This window comes from Gardnerella sp. DNF01198P (genome assembly GCF_049244165.1).
Taxonomy (GTDB): Bacteria; Actinomycetota; Actinomycetes; order Actinomycetales; family Bifidobacteriaceae; genus Bifidobacterium; species Bifidobacterium swidsinskii.
The window spans coordinates 1,106,497-1,126,957 of sequence record NZ_CP058382.1 but is presented as its reverse complement, the minus strand read 5'-3'; the positions used below and the strand labels follow the sequence as shown (position 1 = coordinate 1,126,957).

Genomic DNA, 20,461 nt, shown 5'->3' with positions numbered 1-20,461 from the left:
CGAAGTGTTAGTAAGTTGCCCAATAGTTAAGTTAAGAACTTTAAGAGTTGGGGGATTTATGGAAGACTTTGGGCAGAATTTTGGGCAGAATTATGCGCATAATTTTAGGTTTAATAAGCCTGCGTCTGATTTGCCTCGGAGACGAATTGCAACGTCTTTAGAAGAATTTTCTAACAGCAATTTTGGTAAAAATTTTAGTGACGACTATTGCGAAAAAGCTTGTAATTCTTTTGATGAAGAAATTATAAGTAGCAAAACTTCTCCTAGATTTCACATGAAGCCTGTACATACGCTTGCTTTAATGCTGATACTAGTTGCAGCTCTTTGTGCAAGCCTGACAATGCTCATTTCTCAATCCTTAACATATCAACGAGTTCAGAACGAAAAAGCAGGCGCGTTTGCAATAGAAAACGACGATACTAGTCGCGAAAAGTCTTCTTTTAATAATGTAAAAGATAAGAATAAAAATGATGATGAAGAAAAAAGCGTAAGTAATGAAAGCGACGAAAACAGCGGAGGTGACGGAAGTGACGGAGATGACGTAAGCAAAGGCAACGGCGGCAGTAAAGGCAACAGAGGAAGTAAAGGTGACAGTAACGACAAAAGCGACAGTAATAACAAAAGCGACAAAAGCAACGAGAATACTGCTTCTCATCAAAGTAACACTGGCAGAATCAATATAAACACTGCAACGCTTGATCAACTACAAACCTTAAAAGGAATCGGCCCCAAAACTGCTGCGCGCATTATTGCTCAGCGTAAAAGAGTTGGTTATTTTCGCAGTTTAGAAGATTTGATGCAAATTAAAGGAATTGGACCTAAAACCTTGAATAAATTCCGTGGGAATGTTGACGTCAAATAGGTGAATTATGCGAGAAAACGTAGAAAAAGTAGAAAACGTTTCTGGAAGTCGTGACTTTCGTATGATTCCTGTTGCTGCAGCGTGCTGGGCTGGGTGCTTAATTGGAAAATTCTTATGCAATTTTACTATAATTTATTGCATTTCAATAGTTTTATTCAATGCAACTATAGTTTCGATTTTTATATTTTGCAAAAAATTTAAGTTTTTTATATGGCGCAGAACAGTTTTAGTAATAATAAACGTTTTTGTAGCTGCGTGCATGCTTTCGTACATAACTCAATATGTGATATCTGGTGACGTTATTATGCGAGAAATACGCGGCAATAATCCTACTAAAGCACTGTATTTTCAAGGAAATAATGCCGAGCGCGCGCGATTTGCAGAATTTACAGTAGTTGCTCCTGTGCGCTCGTCTAGAAGTTTTAAAGGAGATTGCCAAGCTAATGTTCAAGTGCATAAGTTTGATGCGCAAAAAAGTTACGTTCAAGCGCGACTGTATGCGTATTCGCCAATATGCAAGCAACTTAGCTATGGTTCGAGCCTAAGCGTTCCTGTTAGCGTGAAAGCTTCGAGATTTGATAGTAGTAAGCCTGAATTGCATGTAGAAAAAACTCAACGAAACTTGCATGTTGTACAAGACTCAGACTTTTGGCATAAAGCTGTTAGTAATTTGTGGAAATCGTTTTATGACGTAACAAATAAGCTCGATATGCAAGGCAGAATGTTGGTTCCTGGAGTAACTGTTGGCATGCTTGGACAAGAATATGTGCCAGTAGAGGATGCAAGTTCACTTGAGCCGGTCGACGAAACTTATGCGAATATGACGCGTCAACATTTTCAACATGCTGGAATCATGCATGTTATGGCAGTTTCAGGTGGGCACTTTTTGCTACTTAGTATGATTATTCGCAAGTTTTGCGCACGATTACTGTTGCCTCGTTGGTCTACATCTTTAATACAAATTACGTTGCAAATTGCTTTGGCTGCAATAGTTTACCCTTCTGCATCTGTGCTTCGAGCGTTAATTATGGGAATAATATCCGCTGTTGCATGGTGTTGTAAACGACCATACCAGTCAGCTAGTGCTTTAAGTTGGACTGTTATAGGCGTGCTTGTGGTAAATCCCTCATACGCTTGGGACTATGCTTTTGCTCTTTCTTCCGCAGCAACTTTGGGAATTGTTGTTATGGGAGTGCCGATTTCTAAAACGTTTGCAAAATATATGCCATCTTGTGTTGCTTCTGCGCTAGCTATAACGCTTTCTGCACAATTTTGGACTATGCCAGTGCAAATTCTTATGCAACCGGAAGTGTCTTTTATGTCTGTGCCAGCTAACTTAATAGTTGCGCCTCTTATGGATTGGGCAACAGTGTTCGGCTTAATTTCGCTAGTTTGTGCGAGCTTTAACGATGGATTATCGCTTATTTTTGCGAAAGCTTCATCAATTGGAACAAGCTTTATGGAAAAGTGCGCGTATTGGTGTGACGAAGCAGCTTTTGGTGTGTTTCCTTGGATGAAGGGTGCTGCTGGAGCGTGGATGATGGCAGGGGTAGAAGTTGCAATATTTGCTGTTTTTATGCTTGCTTTTCGTGTCTTTCACAATCGAGCTTGCGTTCAGCGTATGAGCATAATCGGGCAATTATGGGAATCTTCTGCAAAGCGAACCATAAGTGAAGCCGCGCAAATCTTCGAGTAATACTAAACACGCACGCATATTCGAATGCAATATTATGATGGTTAAGAGTTGGTTGGTTTAAGGAGCATTATGGCAGCAAATAATAAGCGCGCGCAACGCGTTATGCCAGTTACGCTGGTAGTTGGAGGTGACGCTTACTTAAACGAGCTTAATGCTCGAACTGTGCGTGAAAAAGTTCAAGAAAGTGCTCCGGATGCTGAAATTATTGAACTCGATGCGTCAACTGCGGATCAGTACGCATTTGACGAAGCTGTAGGTCCTTCGCTTTTCGGTGACGGAACGATTGTAATAATAAATAATTTGCAACAAGCAGACGAGTCTTTAGTAGACGCAATCGAAAATTTCTGCAAACAAGCGCAAAATAGTGAAAATAATGCGCAAAATAGTGAAAATGGCGAAAATAATTTTGTAGACTCTTCTGCAACTTGGGTTATTGCACGTCACGAAGGTGGGCTTAAAGGAAAGTCTATTATTACGCGCCTAACGAAAGCTGGCGCAAACACAATTACAGTGCCGGATCTTAAAAAAGACGATGCAAAACTCAACTTTGTTATGAGCATATTTGAGCGTCACAATCGAAGCATTGAGCCTCAAGCAGCACAACGTCTTGTGTCAGTTTTGGGAAGTAAAACAGGAGAGCTTGCAGCATTATGCTCGCAATTATGCTTCGATTATGATGATAATCCAATAACGCTTGATATTGTCGATCGATACTTGATTGCAGATCCGCAAGTTACCGGCTTTTTTGTTGCGGATAAAGCTGTTGCAGGTCATGCAGGTTCTGCTGTGCTTGCAGCAAGAACTGCAATTGCTCAAGGAGTTGACGCCATAGTATTAATAGGTGCTTTGGCTGCAAAAGTACGCGTAATTGCGCTCGCAATGGCAATTCGCAACGGCACGATTTCTAGTGCTGAAGCGAAAGTAAACCCGTGGGCGCTTAAAATGGCAATGCGTCAGCTTGCTGGATGGAATAGTGCAGGTGTTTCTCAATGTTTACAATCTTTAGCTTGGGCGGATGAGCAGTGCAAAGGCGGATCTAGTGACGCGAATTATGCGCTTGAAAAATGTATTATGCTCATTGCGGCTCGAGGAAATTAGAAAGCGTAAATTAAGAATCGTAATTAAGAATCGTAATTAAGAATCGTAATTAAGAATCGCAAATAGGAATTGTAAATAGGAAACGTAAATTAAAAATCGTAAATTAATAACTGCAAATTAGAAAGATTGTGTTAAGTATGAAAGAAGAAACGGTGTCAGAACAGCAAAAAGTTTGTACTGTGCCTACGGATGCTGATATGCGTGAGCTTGGCAAAGCTGTGGCAAAACTAGTTAAAGAAGGCGACGTTCTGCTGCTTTCTGGCCCTCTTGGAGCTGGTAAAACAACGTTTGCGCAAGGTTTTGGCGCAGGGCTTTCAATTAGTGAGCCGATTGTGTCTCCAACTTTTACGATTGCGCGAGAATTGCATGGCACTTTTGCGGATGGCAAGCCTGCGACTTTAATTCACGTTGACGCTTACCGTTTGGGTGGCGAAGATTTTGCTCCGGGTCAAGATACTGTTTCGCGTTTACTTGACGAGCTTGAATCTTTGGGGCTTGACGAAGCTTTGGAAGAGCCGGGAGACGGCACTGTTGTGCTTATGGAGTGGGGTGAGCAAATGGCTGGAGTGCTTGCTGCTGAGCGTTTAGAAGTTCATATTGCAAGACCTATTGATTCTTCGCAAGTAGACGATTTTACTAGCGACGGTGAGCGAATCGTAACTTTGAAAGCTGTCGGCAAGGATTGGCTTAATCGACTTGCAAAATTGTAATTAAGAAATAGGCAGAGTAATACGCGAGTAATACATAAGTAAATAACGCAGTAAATAACGCAAGTTGTGCTAAGCGAGTAAGCTAGTCTGGTACGTGATTTCGAGGAATAAATATGAGTAATACGCTGATTATTGACACATCATTTGGCTCTACTGTCGGAATTGTGGGTCATGAGCCGATTGTTGAAACCGACTCGCGCACTCACGTGGAGCGTTTACAAGTAAATATTGCAAAAGTTGTGGAGGACGCGGGACTTAAGCCTTCGGATATTGATCGCGTGGTTGTGGGAGTAGGTCCTGCTCCTTTTACTGGTCTTCGCGCGGGATTGGTTGCAGCGAAAGCGATCGCGTTTGCAAATAATGCTGAAATTTTGGGGTGTGATAGTCTTCTTCCTCAAAGTTTGATGATGCGCTCTGGTGCGTTTGAAAAAGCTCGCAAAAATGGCGTTATTTGCAAGGATTTGCTACTAAATATTCCGGATTCTGTGGATTTTTGCGACTCTAATATTCGTCACTACGTGCTTTCACTAAATGATGCGCGCCGTCGCCAAGTGTACATGTCCTTGTATGACGGCGAAGGCAATGCGCTGATAAATATGGATATTGACTATCCGCAAAATGTTGTGGCTCGTGTGAATGAGTATTTAGCAAGACAAACTAACGAAAATTATTGCGTGGATGTGCTCGGTCACGGTGCTAAAAAATACGTTGAAGATTGGCGCAATATTGCCAATGTTGGCGTTATTGCTGAAGTTTGCGCGCTTGACTTGGGTGTGCAAGGTTTGCAAATTTTCGAGCAATGCTCTTTGGAATGTGCAAATAAAGATGAGTACGTAAAAGCTGTTGAACCGCTGTATTTGCGCCGTCCGGACGTGTCTGTGCCAAATCCGCTTAAGCATGTGCTTGGCTCTGGCGAAGCGAATAAGGCAAAAGAGAAATAGAAGCGTTTTAACGATTTGAGTAATTATGATTGTTGATATAACGCGTTCTCAATTTCCAGCAGTAGCCGAGAATTGCAATATAGTTCCAAAGTGCGATTTTACTTGCGATGAGTTAGCGCAAAAAATAGCGCCTATTGAAGCTGACTTGTTTGGCAAAGGCTCATGGAATGAGAGCATGATTTCGCAAGAATTACAAGCTCCTATGCGCGCGTATTACGCTCAAATCGACGAAAATACGCATACGTTATGCGGGTATGCTGGCTACTGGTTTGACGGCGACGACGCGCAAATAATGACAATTGGCGTTGCAAAACAATATCAACGAAAAAGCGTAGCCTCTAAGCTTTTGTTGACAATGATTAAAACTGCAAAACAAATTGGTGCTAAACGCATGCTGCTAGAAGTGCGAGTTGACAATGTTCCTGCGCTCGCGTTGTATGAACGTTTTGGTTTTAAGAAAATGGGTTTGCGAAAACGTTACTATCAGCCGGAAGGTGTGGATGCGTACACAATGTGCGCTAATCTAACCGCAAAAAATAACGGAACTGAGGAATAACGAGGAATAACGAGGAATAAAATGAGCGAAGCAATCGTATTGGGAATTGAATCAACTTGTGACGAAACTGCCGCAGCTATTGTGCGCGGACGCACGCTGGTGTCAAATGTGGTGGCATCTTCAATGCAAGAGCATGCGCGCTACGGCGGTGTGATTCCAGAAATTGCTTCTCGTGCGCACGCTGAAGCTTTTGTGCCGGTTGTTTCTAAAGCTTTAGCAGACGCAAACATGGATTTAAGCGATGTTGACGCGATTGCAGTAAGCGCAGGTCCTGGTCTTGCTGGCTGCTTAGCTGTGGGAGTTTCGGGAGCTAAAGCATTAGCTTGGGCTGCAAATAAGCCGATTTATGGTATTAATCATGTAATTGGGCATATTGCAGTAACGCAATTGCAATTCGGCGATGTGCCGGAAGATGTACTTGCTTTAATTGTTTCCGGCGGTCACACTTCGCTTCTTCACGTGAACGATATTGCTAAAAGTATTGACGTTGTTGGCACAACTTTGGACGATGCTGCCGGCGAGTGCTTTGATAAGGTTGCGCGATTGCTTGGATTCCCATACCCGGGTGGTCCTCATATTGATAGGCATGGAAGGCTTGGAAATCCGAATACTTTGAAAGTTCCGCAAGGTTTAACGCAAGGTCGTTCCGGCAAAGAGCATCCGTACGATTTCAGCTTCTCGGGTGTAAAAACTGCTGTTGCTCGTTGGGTTGAAGCGCGTGAAGCTCAGGGTCTTGAAATTCCAGTTGATGACGTGTGTGCTTCTTTGGCTAATTCTGTGGCGGAAGTGCTTTCTAGAAAAGCTATGATGGGCTGCGAGCAGTACGGTTCTAAAACGCTTATGATTGGTGGCGGATTCTCCGCTAATTCGCAGCTTCGCGAGCATTTGTTGGCTTGCGGCAAGGAGCATGGAATTGAAGTGCGTTTGCCAGAGCTTAAGCTTTGCACGGATAACGGTGCGATGGTTGCAATGCTAGGCGTGAATTTGGTAGAAGCAGGGGTTCGTCCTTCTGCTCCTGATTTTGCAATCGATTCTGCTATGCCGCTTACGACGGTGAGCTTATAATAGTAGAAATAATAAAAGTCGCGCTAAGAAATCGTGCTCTAAAAATAAGTGAGGTGTTTTGTGCAGTCAGTTAATTCGCGTAGTGGAGTGTTACGAGTAGGTGAGAAGATTCAGTTCACCGATCGTAAAGGTAAGCGAATTACTGCACAGCTTGTTGCAGGCGGGGTTACGCAAACTGAGCACGGTCTTATTTGTCACGACGACGTGATTGGTCAAAGCGAAGGCGTTGTAATTACTACTGTTAGCGCAAAGCGCGAAACGCAACAAACTATTGTTGATCCTTCTAAATCGTCCAACAAACCTTGGAAGGCGGCGCGCGCTATTGGTGGCTGGGATTATGTAGTTATGCGGCCGCGCATGGTTGACTACGTGCTTTCTATGCCTAGAGGCGCGCAAATCATGTATCCGAAAGATATTGCTCAAGTAATTTCTCTTGGCGATATTCGTTCCGGTATGCGCGTTTTAGAGTCGGGTGCTGGATCTGGTGCTATGAGCTTAAGTCTTTTAGATGCGGTTGGGGAGCGCGGAAATCTTACTACGATTGAGCTTCGTCCGGATTTTGCGCGTATTGCTGAATCTAACGCAACTTTGTACTACGGAAAGCGCCCAGAATGGTGGAATTTGCTTACTGGCGATTTCGATTCTGTTGCAAAAACTTTAGAAGCTCACAGCGTGGATCGCATTATGCTAGACATGCTTGACCCTTGGAATCGTCTTGAACAAGCGCATCGCGTTATTGTGCCGGGAGGCGTGCTAATTTCGTACGTTACTACTACTACGCAAATGTCTCGAATGGCTGAAGCTTTGCGAGAAAGCGGCATGTGGACGGAGCCGGAAATTCAGGAAACCTTGGAGCGCACTTGGAAAGCTCAAGGTTTGGCTGTGCGCCCGGATCACGCGATGATTGGTCACACTGGATTTTTGATTGTTTCACGCGCAATGGCTGAAGGTTTTAGTGCTTTGAAGAAGCGTGAACACGGTACTAAAGATACTGTGAGCGATATTGACGATATGACAGCAGAAGAGCGCGCTGAACAGTTGGAAGACTTGTCTTTGCGCGATATTTCGGATCGTAAATTGCGTAAAGTTTTACGTGATTTAGATGTGCAGCTTGCGCAATTGCCGGAAGATTCGCAGTCGCAAGATTTGCAAGATTCGCAGTCTGCACAACAATCAGCGCATAATCAAGCTAAGTAGGAGAGCATTATGGCATCACCAATGAAAAAGCTTATGAAGAAAGCACATCATAGTAAGTACGTTTTGTTGCTGATGCGTCATGCGAAGGCTGAAGCTCCTGAAATGGGCGACGACTGGGGTCGTGGTCTTACTGATAAGGGCTTGAAGCAGGCGAAAATTATGGCAAAAGGCTTGGAATCTTTGAAGCTTGTGCCGAATTATATTGTGTGTTCTAGTGCGAATCGCACTGAGCAAACTTTGAAACGCATGTTGAAGCGTTTTGGCGACTCTCCTGTGGTTGAGTCGCGCAAAAGTCTTTATGATGGCGGCATGCAATCTGTTATGGACGAGTTGCAAGCGATTCGAGGCGATGTTCATACGACGATGATTGTTGGGCATGAGCCGACGATGTCGATGGCTGCGCAGTGGCTTTCTTCGCCTGATTCGGATCCGGATGTGCTTGGGGCGATGCGTTTGGGGCTTGCTAATGCGTCGGTTGTGGTGCTTGTGTCTGATCGTCCATTCGCGACTTGCGGCTTGCGCGGCGCCACGGCCCTCGCAATCCTTACGCCCAAATCCTTTGCCTAGCTAAGAATGCGCTGATTTCTGTTGTTCAAGGCACACTAGCATCAGTGCTGCCGCCCACACCACGCCAAAAAATAATCCCCCCGCTGCGCACCCACCCGTAGCTTAATTGCATAGTTTATGTTATTTTGATTGGTTTGTTGTGAGCAATGGAAATTGCTTGGTCGAGCAATATAAAAGCGGAGCGATAGTAATATCTTTTTGATAAATAACTATTTTTGAAAGAAAGTAAGTAAAAAACTAAACTTAACTATGCAACCTTTAAGTCTAAATAAGGTATAAGAGCGTAGCGCTGCGAGACAAGTAATTTCCATTGCTCACATTTCGCCAAGGAAAAGAAACACGCACGAAATTAAGCATATAAATTAATCTTATAACGACACCCCAAGTTCTTGAATGACCGCATTCAAGCATTTCTTTGCTAGGCTAAAGCGAGTCAAAGAAATTTTTTGGAGGATGTATGTCTACGGTTTTTACTTCGGTTTCCGGTTTTCCACGTATTGGCGCTAATCGTGAGTTGAAGAAGATTATTGAACGTTACTGGAAGCAGGATGCTTCTTTGGATGAAGTGCGTGAAGTTGCTCAGTCTTTGCGAGCTAAGCATTGGCGTTTGCAAGCTGAAGCTGGGATTGATTTAATTCCAAGTAATGATTTTAGCTACTATGACCAAATGCTCGATACTGCTATTTTGCTTGGTGCTGTGCCTGAGCGTTACAATGCTTTGAATTTTGAGCATGCTGAGGATACGCTTTTTGCCATCGCGCGCGGCTACCAGGGTGAGCGCGGCGATGTGACGGCTTTGCCTATGAAGAAGTGGTTTACTACGAACTACCACTATATTGTGCCGGAAGTTGAGAATCCGCAAGACTTGCATTTGGCTGGAACTAAGCCTTTTGACGAGTTTTTGGAGGCTCGCGCGCAGGGTTTGGAAACGAAGCCTGTGCTGATTGGTCCGTACACTTTTTTGAAGTTGGCTCGTACTCCTGAAGCTCAGGAGTTGGAAGTAACAGAGTCTGTGATTTCGGCTCTGGCTTTTGCTTATGCGAGTATTGTTAAGCGTTTTGGCGAGCTTCACGCAACTTGGTTGCAATTTGATGAGCCTTATTTGGCGTTGGATAAAGAGCAAGGCGATTTGGAGCTTTTTGAAGCTTTGTATAAGCCTTTGCTTGAAGCCAGGAGTGCGGAAGTTAAGCTTCTTCTTAACACGTATTTTGGCAATATTGCTGACGCTTACGAAACTGTGAATGATCTTGGTTTTGACGGCGTTGGCGTTGATTTGGTGGAAGGCAAGGAAGAAAATCTTGCAGCCATTGAGCATTATGGTGTGAACGAAAAAACTACGCTTTTTGCAGGCGTTGTGAACGGCCGTAATATTTGGCGCAACGATTATGCTGTAAGCCTTGGTTTGGTTGACGCTTTGCGCGAGAATATTACGGATCGCGTGGCTGTTTCTACTGCTTGCTCGCTTCTTCACGTGCCTTTTAGCACTGTTGGTGAGGATGCTTTGGGGGCGGATGTGTTGCAACATTTTGCTTTTGCTGTTGAAAAGTTGCAAGAGATTCGCGATATTGCCAATCTTTCTGCAGAAGGCGACGAAAGCCGCAAATCTAGTAACGTTTTGGCTAAAAATCAGGCTTTGTTTGACGGTTCACGCGTGAAAGCGGATGTTGCTGTTGCTAATCGTCTTGCGAATCTTAAAGATTCTGATTTTGTGCGATTGCCTAAGAGGGTGGAGCGTCAGCGTCTGCAAAAGGAATCGCTTGGCTTGCCGGATTTGCCAACGACAACTATTGGATCCTTCCCACAAACTAAGGATATTCGTAACGCTCGTGCTGATCTTCGTAAGGGTGAAATTACTCGCGAAGCTTACGACGAGTTTATGCGCAATCGCATTGCTCAGTGCATTGAGCATCAGGAGCAAATTGGCTTGGATGTGCTTGTTCACGGCGAGTTTGAGCGAAACGACATGGTTGAATATTTTGGCCAGCATTTGCGCGGCTTTAAGTTTACGAAGAACGCTTGGGTACAGTCTTATGGCACTCGCTGCGTGAAGCCTCCAATCGTGTGGTCGGATGTTTCTCGCGAGTCTGCAATTACTGTGGAGTGGAGTGCTTATGCTCAAAGCTGCACGAAGCATATTGTTAAGGGCATGCTTACAGGTCCTGTGACGATTCTTAACTGGTCTTGGCCTCGCGAGGATATTACGCACGAGGAGCAGACTCAGCAGTTGGCTCTTGCTATTCGCGATGAAGTGTTGGATTTGGAGCGCGCTGGTATTCGCGTGATTCAGATTGATGAGGCTGCTTTGCGCGAAAAGTTGCCGCTTCGTCGTTCTGATTGGCATAAGAAGTATTTGGATTGGGCTATTGCTGCTTTCCGCCTGGTTCATTCTGCTGTGGCTGCGACTACGCAAATTCACACGCATATGTGCTATTCGGAGTTTAATGACATTATTCGTGACATTGACGCTATGGATGCGGATGTGATTTCTTTTGAGGCTTCTCGCGGTGACTTGGTTGTGCTTGACGCTATTCACGACGCGCATTTTGAGACTGAGGCTGGCCCTGGCGTTTACGACATCCATTCTCCTCGCGTGCCTAGTGAGACGGAGCTTGTGGAGCGTATTCACGAGATTTTGCGCAAGATGCCTGCCGAGAAGCTGTGGATTAACCCGGATTGCGGTCTTAAAACTCGAGGTGACGCTGAAACTTGGCCAAGCTTGGAGAATCTTGTTTCTGCAGCTAAAGAGGTTCGCGCGCAATTGCAAGCTAACAAGCTAAGCAATCAGCAGTGCAATTCTCAGTGCAAGGGGTGAGTTATGCCATATAAACCAAAGTTTTCGCTGGAAGTTTTCCCACCTAAGCGCACATCTCCTATCGGTACGATTTATGATACTTTGGATGGGTTGAAAGGCCTTGACCCGGATTTTATTTCGGTTACTTACGGCACTGGAAAGCTGCAGGATCGTACTGCTACTGCGCGTATTGCGAATACGATTCGCTCCGAATATGGTATTGACGCGGTTGCTCATTTGACTGCTCGATACCTTGATTATGATGCTGTTGATGAAGCTTTGGAAATGTTTGATAATGCTGGTGTTTCCGGGGTTTTGGCTTTGCGCGGCGACGTGATTGCGGGCCAGGAATCGGCAGGCGTTTTTGAGCACGCTAGTGACTTGGTTTATTATATTCGTTCAAAGCACCCGGATTTGCCGATTTTGGGTGCTTGCTACCCGGAGAAGCATCCGGAAGCGGAAAGTTTGCAAGCGGATATTGATAATTTGAAGCGCAAGGTTGATGCGGGTGTTACGCATTTAATTTCGCAACTTTTTTACGATAACGAGGATTTTTTGCGCTTCCGTGATTTGGCGCGTGCGGCAGGCATTAATGTGCCGATTGAGGCTGGAGTGATGCCTGTTGCGAACGCTTCGCAAGTTAAGCGCATGACGAGTTTGTGTGCGTCTCGCATTACTTCGCAAGTTTCCGCAATGATGGATCGTTGGGGGAGTAATGCTGATTGCTTGCGCGATGCTGGCAGTATTTTTGCTTCTCAGCAGATTAACGATTTAATTGCTGAAGGTGTGGATGGCATTCACTTGTATACCATGAATCATCCGGGTATTGCGCGAAGGATTTGGGCGAATGTGAAGCCGCTTTTTACGAAGATTGGGTAGGTGGTAGCGTTTGCGAGTTTTGGGGGATTTCTTTATTTGCGGTTTTATTTTATGCAAAGGTGAGTGATAGGAATTACTTGTCTCGCAGCGCTACGCTCTTATACCTTATTTGGACTTAGCGGTTGTGTAGTTAAGTTTAGTTTTTTACTTACTTTTTCTGCAAAAATAGTATTCGTCAATAATATTATTACTATCGTTCCGCTTTTATATTGCTCGACCAAGCAATTCCTATCACTCACACGTTAATTCACTCACAATTGTTTTTGTTGTGGTGGGAAGAGTGCTTGGAGTGGCACATGCAGTAGCACGGATGTTAGTGTTCACTAATCAACAGGAATCAGCGTCTGCGCAGAGCGCAACTGCAAAACTTCATAAACGTGCATGCGTCCTCGCTCAGTGCGAAAAATCTCAAATCTCTACCACGCTAATATCCACACGACTGAAGGGCAGTGAGTATTGAAATTTAACATAGAGTGTGTGAGTGTATATAAATGTATATCTATGTATATATGCACAAAATAAATGCAATTTATTCTAAACATGTGTTTAGAATCGACGTTAAAAATGTAATCTAGCTTACATTTGCTATATTAATTTTGACCGCAAAAACCTGCCGAAAACGTTGAAATAAAGTCTCGCGGGGGGGGGGGTTAGTAGGCTATGCATCATAACAGATACATTGCAAAATATTCATATATTAGGTATTATTGAACATAAATCTCAACAAGGGATTCGTGCTTTTGAAAGCTGAGTGGAAGTTTTATATGTATCTGATTGTAGTTCAATCAGCGTTTGATTACTACATAAAGCTCTTCACTAATAAATTCATAAAGACTTATTCAGAGAGAATCGATATTAAGGAGATATCATTATGATAAATTCAAATTCCGGAAAGCACGCACGCAAGGTTACATTGGATGCTGCAGTAAGTAACGCGATTGCGAAGGCTGTGGATGCTCGCAAGGTGGCGGCGTTTACGGTTGGCGCTGCAGGCGTGTTAGCTGGTGCGTCGTTCGCTTTTGGTGCAACTCCGGCAATGGCGGCGGAGGTGAGTGGTACTCCTGATACTAAGCCGGATGTAGCTCAGACGCCTGTGACTGCTGGTGAGAATGCTGGGACTGGTAAGAAGGCTGAAGCTGGCGATAAGAATCAGACTGAAGCTAATAAAGAGGCTGGGTATAAGGCTGAGAATACCAATAAGCAGGCTGAGCAGAAATCCGAGAATACTGTAAATACTGATGGTACTGAAAATAAATCGACTGTTGTAAAGATTCGTGGTAAGCGCTCGTTGCCTGATGCTCAGCCAACCGACGAGACTGCAACTGAAAATCAAGATCGCGCTTCTGATGGTTCAGCAGGTCAAGATCCTAATAAAATTAATCCAGACACAACGGATACCTCTAATACCAAGATTGATATTGACGAGAATAACGCTGACACTATGCCGAACGTGTATGGCTGGGGAAGCTCAGACAATACATACAGCGTAGATGGTGAAAAGCATACTATTACTTTCCATTTTGCAAAGCCAAAAGATGGCAATATTACCAGTATCGCTATTTTCCCTGCTAAGACGAATGGTTTCAATAATGAGAAAAGTGAGAGAGGTATTGATTTTTACTCGAAAAATTCAGGTAAACACCAAGCTTATTCTGGCGAATATGAGTTTACTGCGAATAATGATGGTTCTGCTGACCTTAAGATGACAACTCTTTTTAGGGATGGTAACCTTAATGGAGGCGCTGAGAAGTATACAGCCAGTCGCTCTATTTTCGTGTACGTAACTAAAGATAATAACGAAACTGTTGCTTATAAAACAAACGTATTCCGTGCTGTAACGCTTGTGCCGCCAAAAACTTCCGGCTCTGTGGTGCTTAAGTATAACGAGCAGCTTACTCCTGAAAAGGTTCAATCAGCAATTACTGCCGCTGGCAATATTGAGACAGCGCGTAGTGATAAGAAGTCTGTAAATAATCAGCTTTCTGATAAATTTACAGAAAATATTAACGTAAAAGCTGATGGTGCTTACGACAAGACTGCATTTGAGGCTATTAATAAGGAAACCTCAGCTCAAGGCGCAACGGATAAGACTTACGTAGCTGGCGCGAAGACGCTTAACACCTATATGGTTACGGATTTGGGCTTTAAGTCGCAAGCTATTCCGCTTACGGTTGCGCGCTACGACACGCGTATCGACAAGCCAACTGTTGAAGATCCAACTAACGTTTCGCAAGAAGTAAAAACCGACATCATCAAAAAACTTGCGGCGCTTAACAATGTTGCCCAAGACAAGGTAAGTATCAACGACAAAGGCGAAGCTGTAATCAACTTTGATGGCGTGGATGCTAAGGACGCTCCTAAGATTGCGCTCAAAGACCTCGTCCTCAAGAATCTCAAAGCTGGCGAGTACGTTGTTCCAAGCGATGATAAAGCAGTCTTTGTTGCTAACCCACTCGATTACTCGAAAGACGAGATTGCGCGCATTAAGCAGGCTATTTTTGATGCTAATAAGACCAATAAAGACCTTAACCTTACCAGCGTAGATCAGATTTCACTTGAATATCTTAAGGGCGATTTTACTAAAGCTGGTCAAGCTAATCAGGGCATCTCGAACGGTCAGGCGGAAAATACGATTACCGTTAAGATCAAGACCGATAAGGCAGTTGCCGAGTTTACGTCTGATATAAAGGCTAATAAGCTTACAAAGCTTCCAAATATTCGTACGGATTACGACGTTACTTGGACTAAAACCAAGATTGATGGTCGCGAAACCGACGAAGGTATTTCTTGGAGTAATGATAGTCACACAACTATCATCTACCGTTACGACCCAACCGCAGCAAAAGAATTTGATACAACAAAGATTCTTGGTTTGTTAAAAGCTACGCCAAAAGACAAGCAAGCTGGTTTGCGCGACCTTACAGGCGGCGAGCAGCTTACCTATGAAGGTACAGGGAATAACGCGAAAAAGTCGCACATGCACTATGCGCTGCAAAATGGCGAGCCAACGGGCGAGCTTACGCTTGGCAATATGGGTGGTCCATACTGGTCTGGGAATCAGAAAGTTTCTAATTCTGACGTAGACCTCGGTGATAATTTATCAGATGCTGGTTCGTATTCATGGGATACAGAGGCTGGCTCTGTAACGGTGGCTGCTAAAAAGGGCAAGATTTTCAAGGCGCGTCTGTTTGTTGAGCCGTATGCAATGACATACTATAAGCATGTTTATCTGGAGCAAGGCCGCAATCCAGGCAATACAGCAAAGGCAATTAACGTTATCTTTGTGCCGCAGACGAATCATAAGACGAAAGACCTTTCGGATTCGATTGGCGAGCACAAGACCGAAAACGTTGAGGGCAAGGATGTTCCAACACAGTCGAAGTATTACAACGCGTCTGCTGATAAGAAAGATGCGTATGAAAAGGCATTAAAGACTGCAACAGACTTGCTTGCAACTGTTAAGGACAAGCAAGAAAAAGACCTTACCGAAGAGCAGAAGGCGCAAATCGATAACGCTACGATTAACCTTAATAAGGCACGCGCCGAGCTTGATGGTGCTGACACCAACAAGGATAAGCTGAACGACTCGATTGATGCTAATGGTAAGGCTGCAGAAGGCACTACCGCCGCAACTGGCACGCAAGCAACAAACCAGTTCAAGAACGTAAGCGACCCTGACTTCAAGAAGGCAGACGGTTCTGATGATAAGGACAGAAACGAAGCTGCTAAGAAGGCAAAGACAGATTACGACAAGGCTCTTGAGGAAGCTAATAAGGTAAAGGAAGACAAGAACGCCACGCAGAAGGCTGTTGACGACGCTAAGGCTAAGCTTGATGCTGCGCGCGAAAAGCTTAACGACTTTACCACCAACAAGGATGAGTTGAATAATGCCATCGCTAAGGACGGCAAGGTAAACACGGGTAGGGATAATCAAGGCAATCAAACGCTGACAAATGCCGATCCAACTTACCAGAACTCGACTCCTGAACAGCGCAAGGCGTACGACGACGCTGTTAAGAAGGCTGATGAGGTCTTCAAGGATCCAAACGCTTCTCAAAAAGAAGTAAACAAGGCTATTGATGATCTTAAGAAAGCTAAGGCAGCACTTGATGCCAACGCAACCGACAAGGCTCCTCTTGCCGCTGCGGTGCAAAAGAGCTTAGATAAAGATCCTAACAAGCATAGCGTGTTCTACACGAACGCCAAGAATAAGACTGGCGATACTGCTGCTCAGCAAGCCGTTAAGAATTACGATGACGCACTTGCAAAAGCTAAGCAGGTTCTTGCTGACGACAAGGCCACCAAGAAAGACGTTGAGGATGCCAAGAAAGCACTCGAAGATGCTGAAAAGGTACTTTATGCTGAAACTTATCAGACAAAAGCAACTGATTTAGCGGAAGCTATTGCGGACAACTTCAGCGGTTATTTGATGCCGGCCTACTTCAATGCCTTTGATAAGGCACAAGCTGAGGGCAAAGATTCTCAGGCTGCTAAGGACTTCAAAGCCTATAACGACGCTTATCACGCTGCAAAAGACTTGATGGATGAATTAAATAAGCCTGGGAGCACCGTAGATCAGAAAAAGGTTGATGCGGTTAAAGAGCAGCTAATCGCTGCTCGCAAGATTATTGACACCTACGCAACCGACACCAGCAGACTTTCGGCTGCTGCGCTTAATGACTTTGCAATACAACACAGCCCAGCCTACGCGAATTTGAAAGAACTTGCCGAAAAGCAAAATCCTAGTGAAGAAGAAAAAGCTAAGGTAGAAGCTGCTAAAAAGGCTAAGGAAGCGTATGAAAAGGCAGCAGCGAAACTAACAGCTGCGCTTACTAACACGCTTCCGAAGGATCAAGCAAATGGTCATGATATTCCTGATAACATTATCCCAAAGGAAGATGGCGACCCTAACGATAAGGACTACCTGAAAGACATTCAAGCGCACAAGAACGGTGAGCCGCTGAACAGGGATGTTGACACAATCCTTAAGGAAATGAACGAAGCAGCGAAGGCACTGGATAAGTTTGCGACTAAGACCGACGAGCTGATTAAGTCGATTAACGAGGACGCAACCACTCATCCAAGCCCTGCGTTTAAGAACGCGTCGCAGCCAAGCTTCCAAAAGCCTGATGGCTCGGGACCGGATGATGCCAAGAACGCTGCTGCTAAAGCGGCAGCAGATGCCTACGGCAAAGCACTCAACGAAGCCAAAGACTTGCTCAAGAAGCCTGATGCTACGCAAAAGGAAATTAACGATGCCAAGGCTGCTCTTGACAAGGCTCGCGCCGAGCTTGACAAGTACAACACCGACGTCGCCAAGCTCAAAGCGAGCGTAAAGAAGCATGGTACCAAGGCAGACGTTCCTGCTCCAGAAGAAGGAACGCTTACCTCTGATGCGTATCGCAATGCGTCTGATCCTCACTTCATGAAGGAGCAGGATGGCAAGCTTGTTCCTGATGATGATAAGAACAACAAGGCCGCCGCAGACAAGAAGGCGTATGATGAAGCTTTGACAAAAGCTCAAGAGCTTTTGAAGAAGCATGATGATAAAGATACGCCGCAAGACGCAAAGCCAACTCAAAAAGAAATCGACGAGGCGCTGAAGACTCTTGACGAAGCTCGCAAGAAGCTTGAGGATAACTATAAGACTGTTACTACTGGTCTTGAGACAGAAATTAACAAGTCTACTGCTGAACATGCTCCTGCTGTTACTGAAGGCGACTTTGAAGCTACTCCAGAGTTCAAGAATGCTCAAGCTAAGACAAGCGATGGTAATGAAAATGCAGACGTTACTGCTTACAAGAATGCTCTTGCAAATGCTCGCAAGTTAGTAAGTGATGCAAAGGATACAAACAAGAAGAACAGCGAACGTCCAACGCAACAGCAGATTAACGATGCGTTCGATGCTCTTACTGCAGCTAAGAAGCAAATTACTGACAACTACAAGACGAATTTTGAAGCGTTGACTTCTGCCAAAGACTTTGCAGATGATGGCTTCAAGAAGACGCCTGAGTATCAAAATGCTCTTGCTAAGAAGACTGCTGGTGATCCAGGTGCTACAAATGACTTGGGTGAAACTGGCAAAGACACTGGCTTCGAGAATGTTCTCAATCAAATCAAGCAGAAGCTTAATGATGATAACTGGAAGAAGACAGCAACTCAGAAGTCTGTAAACAACTTGCTAAAGAAACTGCAAGCAGCTCAAGACAAGATTGCTAACAACTACAAGACTGATGCAAAGCTTCTTGAAAACGAAGTCGGCGATAAGGACGCACAGGGTCAACCTGTAACACCTCCGTTCGAGGCGTCGGTTGAGTACAAGAACGCGCTTGAAAAGAAGAACGCTGGTGACGCTACTGCAACGGAAAAGCTTAAAGCTTATGCCGAGAAGCTTGCTAAAGCAAACGAGCTTATTGAAAAGGTCAAGAATCCTGATCCAAACGCAAAGCCAGAAGATCGTCCAACTCAGAAGCAGGTTGATGATGCTCTTGCGGCTTTGAAGAAGGCCAAGAAGGATATCGACGACAACTTCAAGACCAAAGTCGACGCTCTTAAGAAAGAAACGAAAGAGCTTAAGGACGACGGCGGAGCTAAGCCAGACACCGAGAAGTTCGAAAAGTCTACCGAGTATCAGAATGCTCTTGCCAAGAAGGGTGCTGACAGCAAGGATAACGCAGACATACAAGCGTACAATGACGCTTTAGCGAAAGCCAATGAACTTCTTGATCTATTCGACGAGAGTGGCAATCCAAAAGCCAACATTCCAGCTGGAAAGCAACTCCCAACTCAGCAAGAAGTTGACGAGGCTCTTAAGAATCTGAAGGAAATTAAAGATAAGATTACTAAGAACTACGTCACCAGTCCGCATGACTTGCAAGAAGAAGTTGATAAGTCGAAGGGCGGAGATACTGACACCAGAACCGACGTGTTCGAGAATACTCCAGAGTTCAAGAATGCGACTGCTAAGGGTGATGACGCTGCTAAGAAAGCTCTTGACGACTATAACAAGAAGCTCAAGGCTGCCAAGGATCTTCTTGATAAGTTTGATCGCACTACTGGAAAGCCAAAGACTGATCTTCCAGATGGTACTAAAGTCCCAACTCAAAAGCAACTTGACGATGCTCTGAAGGATCTCCAAGCCGCCAAGAAGAAGATTGCCGATGATTACAAGACTGATCCTTCCAAGCTGAAAACAGAAGCAGATGCTGATGCTAAGTTCCGTGATTCTGTATTCTTTATGATTGGAATGACTGAGGATATTGACGCCTATAACAAGGCTTTGGCTGAGGCTAACAGTGTGCTTAAGGATCCGAATGCTACTCAGGCTGAGGTTGACGCGGCTTTGAAGAAGCTTCAGGCGGCTAAGTATAAGATTAATCACCCGTTTGGCATAGGCAGTGGTGTTGGAAGCGGTAGCGGCTATGATGCTGATGCTAGTGATTCTCAGAGTGCTTCGGTTGATAAGACTGCTTTGCGAGTCGAGGTTAATAATTCTGAAGCAGATTCTTCTGCTGCGTCTAAGGCGAATACTGCTGCTGCTAGAGCTTACGTGAAGGCTTTGGCTGAGGCTAAGCGTGTGCTTGCTGATAAGAATGCTACTCAGGCTCAGGTTGATGCCGCTTTGAGGAATCTTAAGGCTGCTAAGGCTGCGTTGCGTAATGCTTCCGGTAATGCTGGTGGTCTTGCTAAGACGGGTGCTGCAACTGGCTTGTTTGCAAGTCTTGCTGCAATCTTCTCCGGTCTTGGTGCTGCTGGCGTAGCTTCTCGCCGTCGTAAGCACTCTAACGAGTAGTCTATCGCGTAACTAAAATCCCTCGCAGGTTATCTTCCGATAATCCGCGAGGGATTTTTTCATCCGCTGCCGCTGCACATGCTGTTCCTGTAGCTTTGCGCCAGTGCTTTGCAAACGGTGACTATTTGTTGCTTAAAGAACATTAGCGTCCGTGCTGAGCGAAGACATGCTCGCGCGGGTAACGCGCTTGCTACGAAACTCGCGTTGGAAGTCCACTGGACTTCCAACTTAAGCGAGTTTCCGCTCCGAGTTACCTTCGCGCGCTACGCTTTAAGCGCTTCGGCAGGTCGTCGCGCAGAGCCGCAGG

Annotated in this window: 12 protein-coding genes; all 12 read left to right on the top strand. The window is 44.9% G+C overall.

The window, feature by feature from the left end; all coding sequences use genetic code 11:
• Nucleotides 1-58: 58 nt before the first annotated feature.
• The 12 genes from HXT44_RS04850 (at nucleotide 59) to HXT44_RS04795 (ending at nucleotide 20,154) form a co-directional block, all read left to right on the top strand.
• Nucleotides 59-862 carry a ComEA family DNA-binding protein gene (locus tag HXT44_RS04850; RefSeq protein ID WP_416091157.1) on the top strand — a complete coding sequence of 268 codons (804 nt, stop codon included), beginning with the start codon at nucleotides 59-61 and terminating at the stop codon, nucleotides 860-862.
• 7 nt (nucleotides 863-869) lie between these two features.
• Nucleotides 870-2,558 carry a ComEC/Rec2 family competence protein gene (locus tag HXT44_RS04845; protein WP_076002928.1) on the top strand — a complete coding sequence of 563 codons (1,689 nt, stop codon included), beginning with the start codon at nucleotides 870-872 and terminating at the stop codon, nucleotides 2,556-2,558.
• Nucleotides 2,559-2,627: 69 nt separating this feature from the next.
• Nucleotides 2,628-3,656, top strand: a complete 1,029-nt coding sequence (holA, locus tag HXT44_RS04840) for a DNA polymerase III subunit delta (RefSeq protein WP_119504467.1) — start codon at nucleotides 2,628-2,630, stop codon at nucleotides 3,654-3,656.
• Between the two features lie 137 nt (nucleotides 3,657-3,793).
• Nucleotides 3,794-4,366: a tRNA (adenosine(37)-N6)-threonylcarbamoyltransferase complex ATPase subunit type 1 TsaE gene (gene tsaE / locus HXT44_RS04835; protein WP_102703169.1), complete on the top strand. Its 573-nt coding sequence runs from the start codon at nucleotides 3,794-3,796 to the stop codon at nucleotides 4,364-4,366.
• A 113-nt stretch (nucleotides 4,367-4,479) separates the two neighbouring features.
• Nucleotides 4,480-5,307 (top strand): tRNA (adenosine(37)-N6)-threonylcarbamoyltransferase complex dimerization subunit type 1 TsaB, encoded by an 828-nt coding sequence (gene tsaB / locus HXT44_RS04830; protein WP_421782619.1) that lies wholly within the window; start codon nucleotides 4,480-4,482, stop codon nucleotides 5,305-5,307.
• Nucleotides 5,308-5,332: 25 nt separating this feature from the next.
• On the top strand, nucleotides 5,333-5,863 hold the full coding sequence (rimI, locus tag HXT44_RS04825) for a ribosomal protein S18-alanine N-acetyltransferase (RefSeq protein ID WP_421782617.1): 531 nt from the start codon (nucleotides 5,333-5,335) through the stop codon (nucleotides 5,861-5,863).
• Nucleotides 5,864-5,884: 21 nt separating this feature from the next.
• Nucleotides 5,885-6,928: a tRNA (adenosine(37)-N6)-threonylcarbamoyltransferase complex transferase subunit TsaD gene (tsaD, locus tag HXT44_RS04820; RefSeq protein WP_076002926.1), complete on the top strand. Its 1,044-nt coding sequence runs from the start codon at nucleotides 5,885-5,887 to the stop codon at nucleotides 6,926-6,928.
• A 60-nt stretch (nucleotides 6,929-6,988) separates the two neighbouring features.
• Nucleotides 6,989-8,125 (top strand): tRNA (adenine-N1)-methyltransferase, encoded by a 1,137-nt coding sequence (locus tag HXT44_RS04815; protein ID WP_285089423.1) that lies wholly within the window; start codon nucleotides 6,989-6,991, stop codon nucleotides 8,123-8,125.
• A gap of 9 nt (nucleotides 8,126-8,134) precedes the next feature.
• Entirely contained in the window at nucleotides 8,135-8,692 is a 558-nt protein-coding gene (locus HXT44_RS04810; RefSeq protein WP_004108244.1) for a SixA phosphatase family protein, read from the top strand.
• Between the two features lie 457 nt (nucleotides 8,693-9,149).
• Nucleotides 9,150-11,504 (top strand): 5-methyltetrahydropteroyltriglutamate--homocysteine S-methyltransferase, encoded by a 2,355-nt coding sequence (gene metE, locus HXT44_RS04805; RefSeq protein ID WP_421782615.1) that lies wholly within the window; start codon nucleotides 9,150-9,152, stop codon nucleotides 11,502-11,504.
• A gap of 3 nt (nucleotides 11,505-11,507) precedes the next feature.
• Nucleotides 11,508-12,362, top strand: coding sequence for a methylenetetrahydrofolate reductase [NAD(P)H] (gene metF, locus HXT44_RS04800; protein WP_004108239.1), 855 nt, complete (start codon nucleotides 11,508-11,510; stop codon nucleotides 12,360-12,362).
• An 871-nt stretch (nucleotides 12,363-13,233) separates the two neighbouring features.
• Complete coding sequence (locus tag HXT44_RS04795) at nucleotides 13,234-20,154, top strand: peptidase (protein WP_421782613.1); 6,921 nt, start codon at nucleotides 13,234-13,236, stop codon at nucleotides 20,152-20,154.
• Nucleotides 20,155-20,461: the final 307 nt, after the last annotated feature.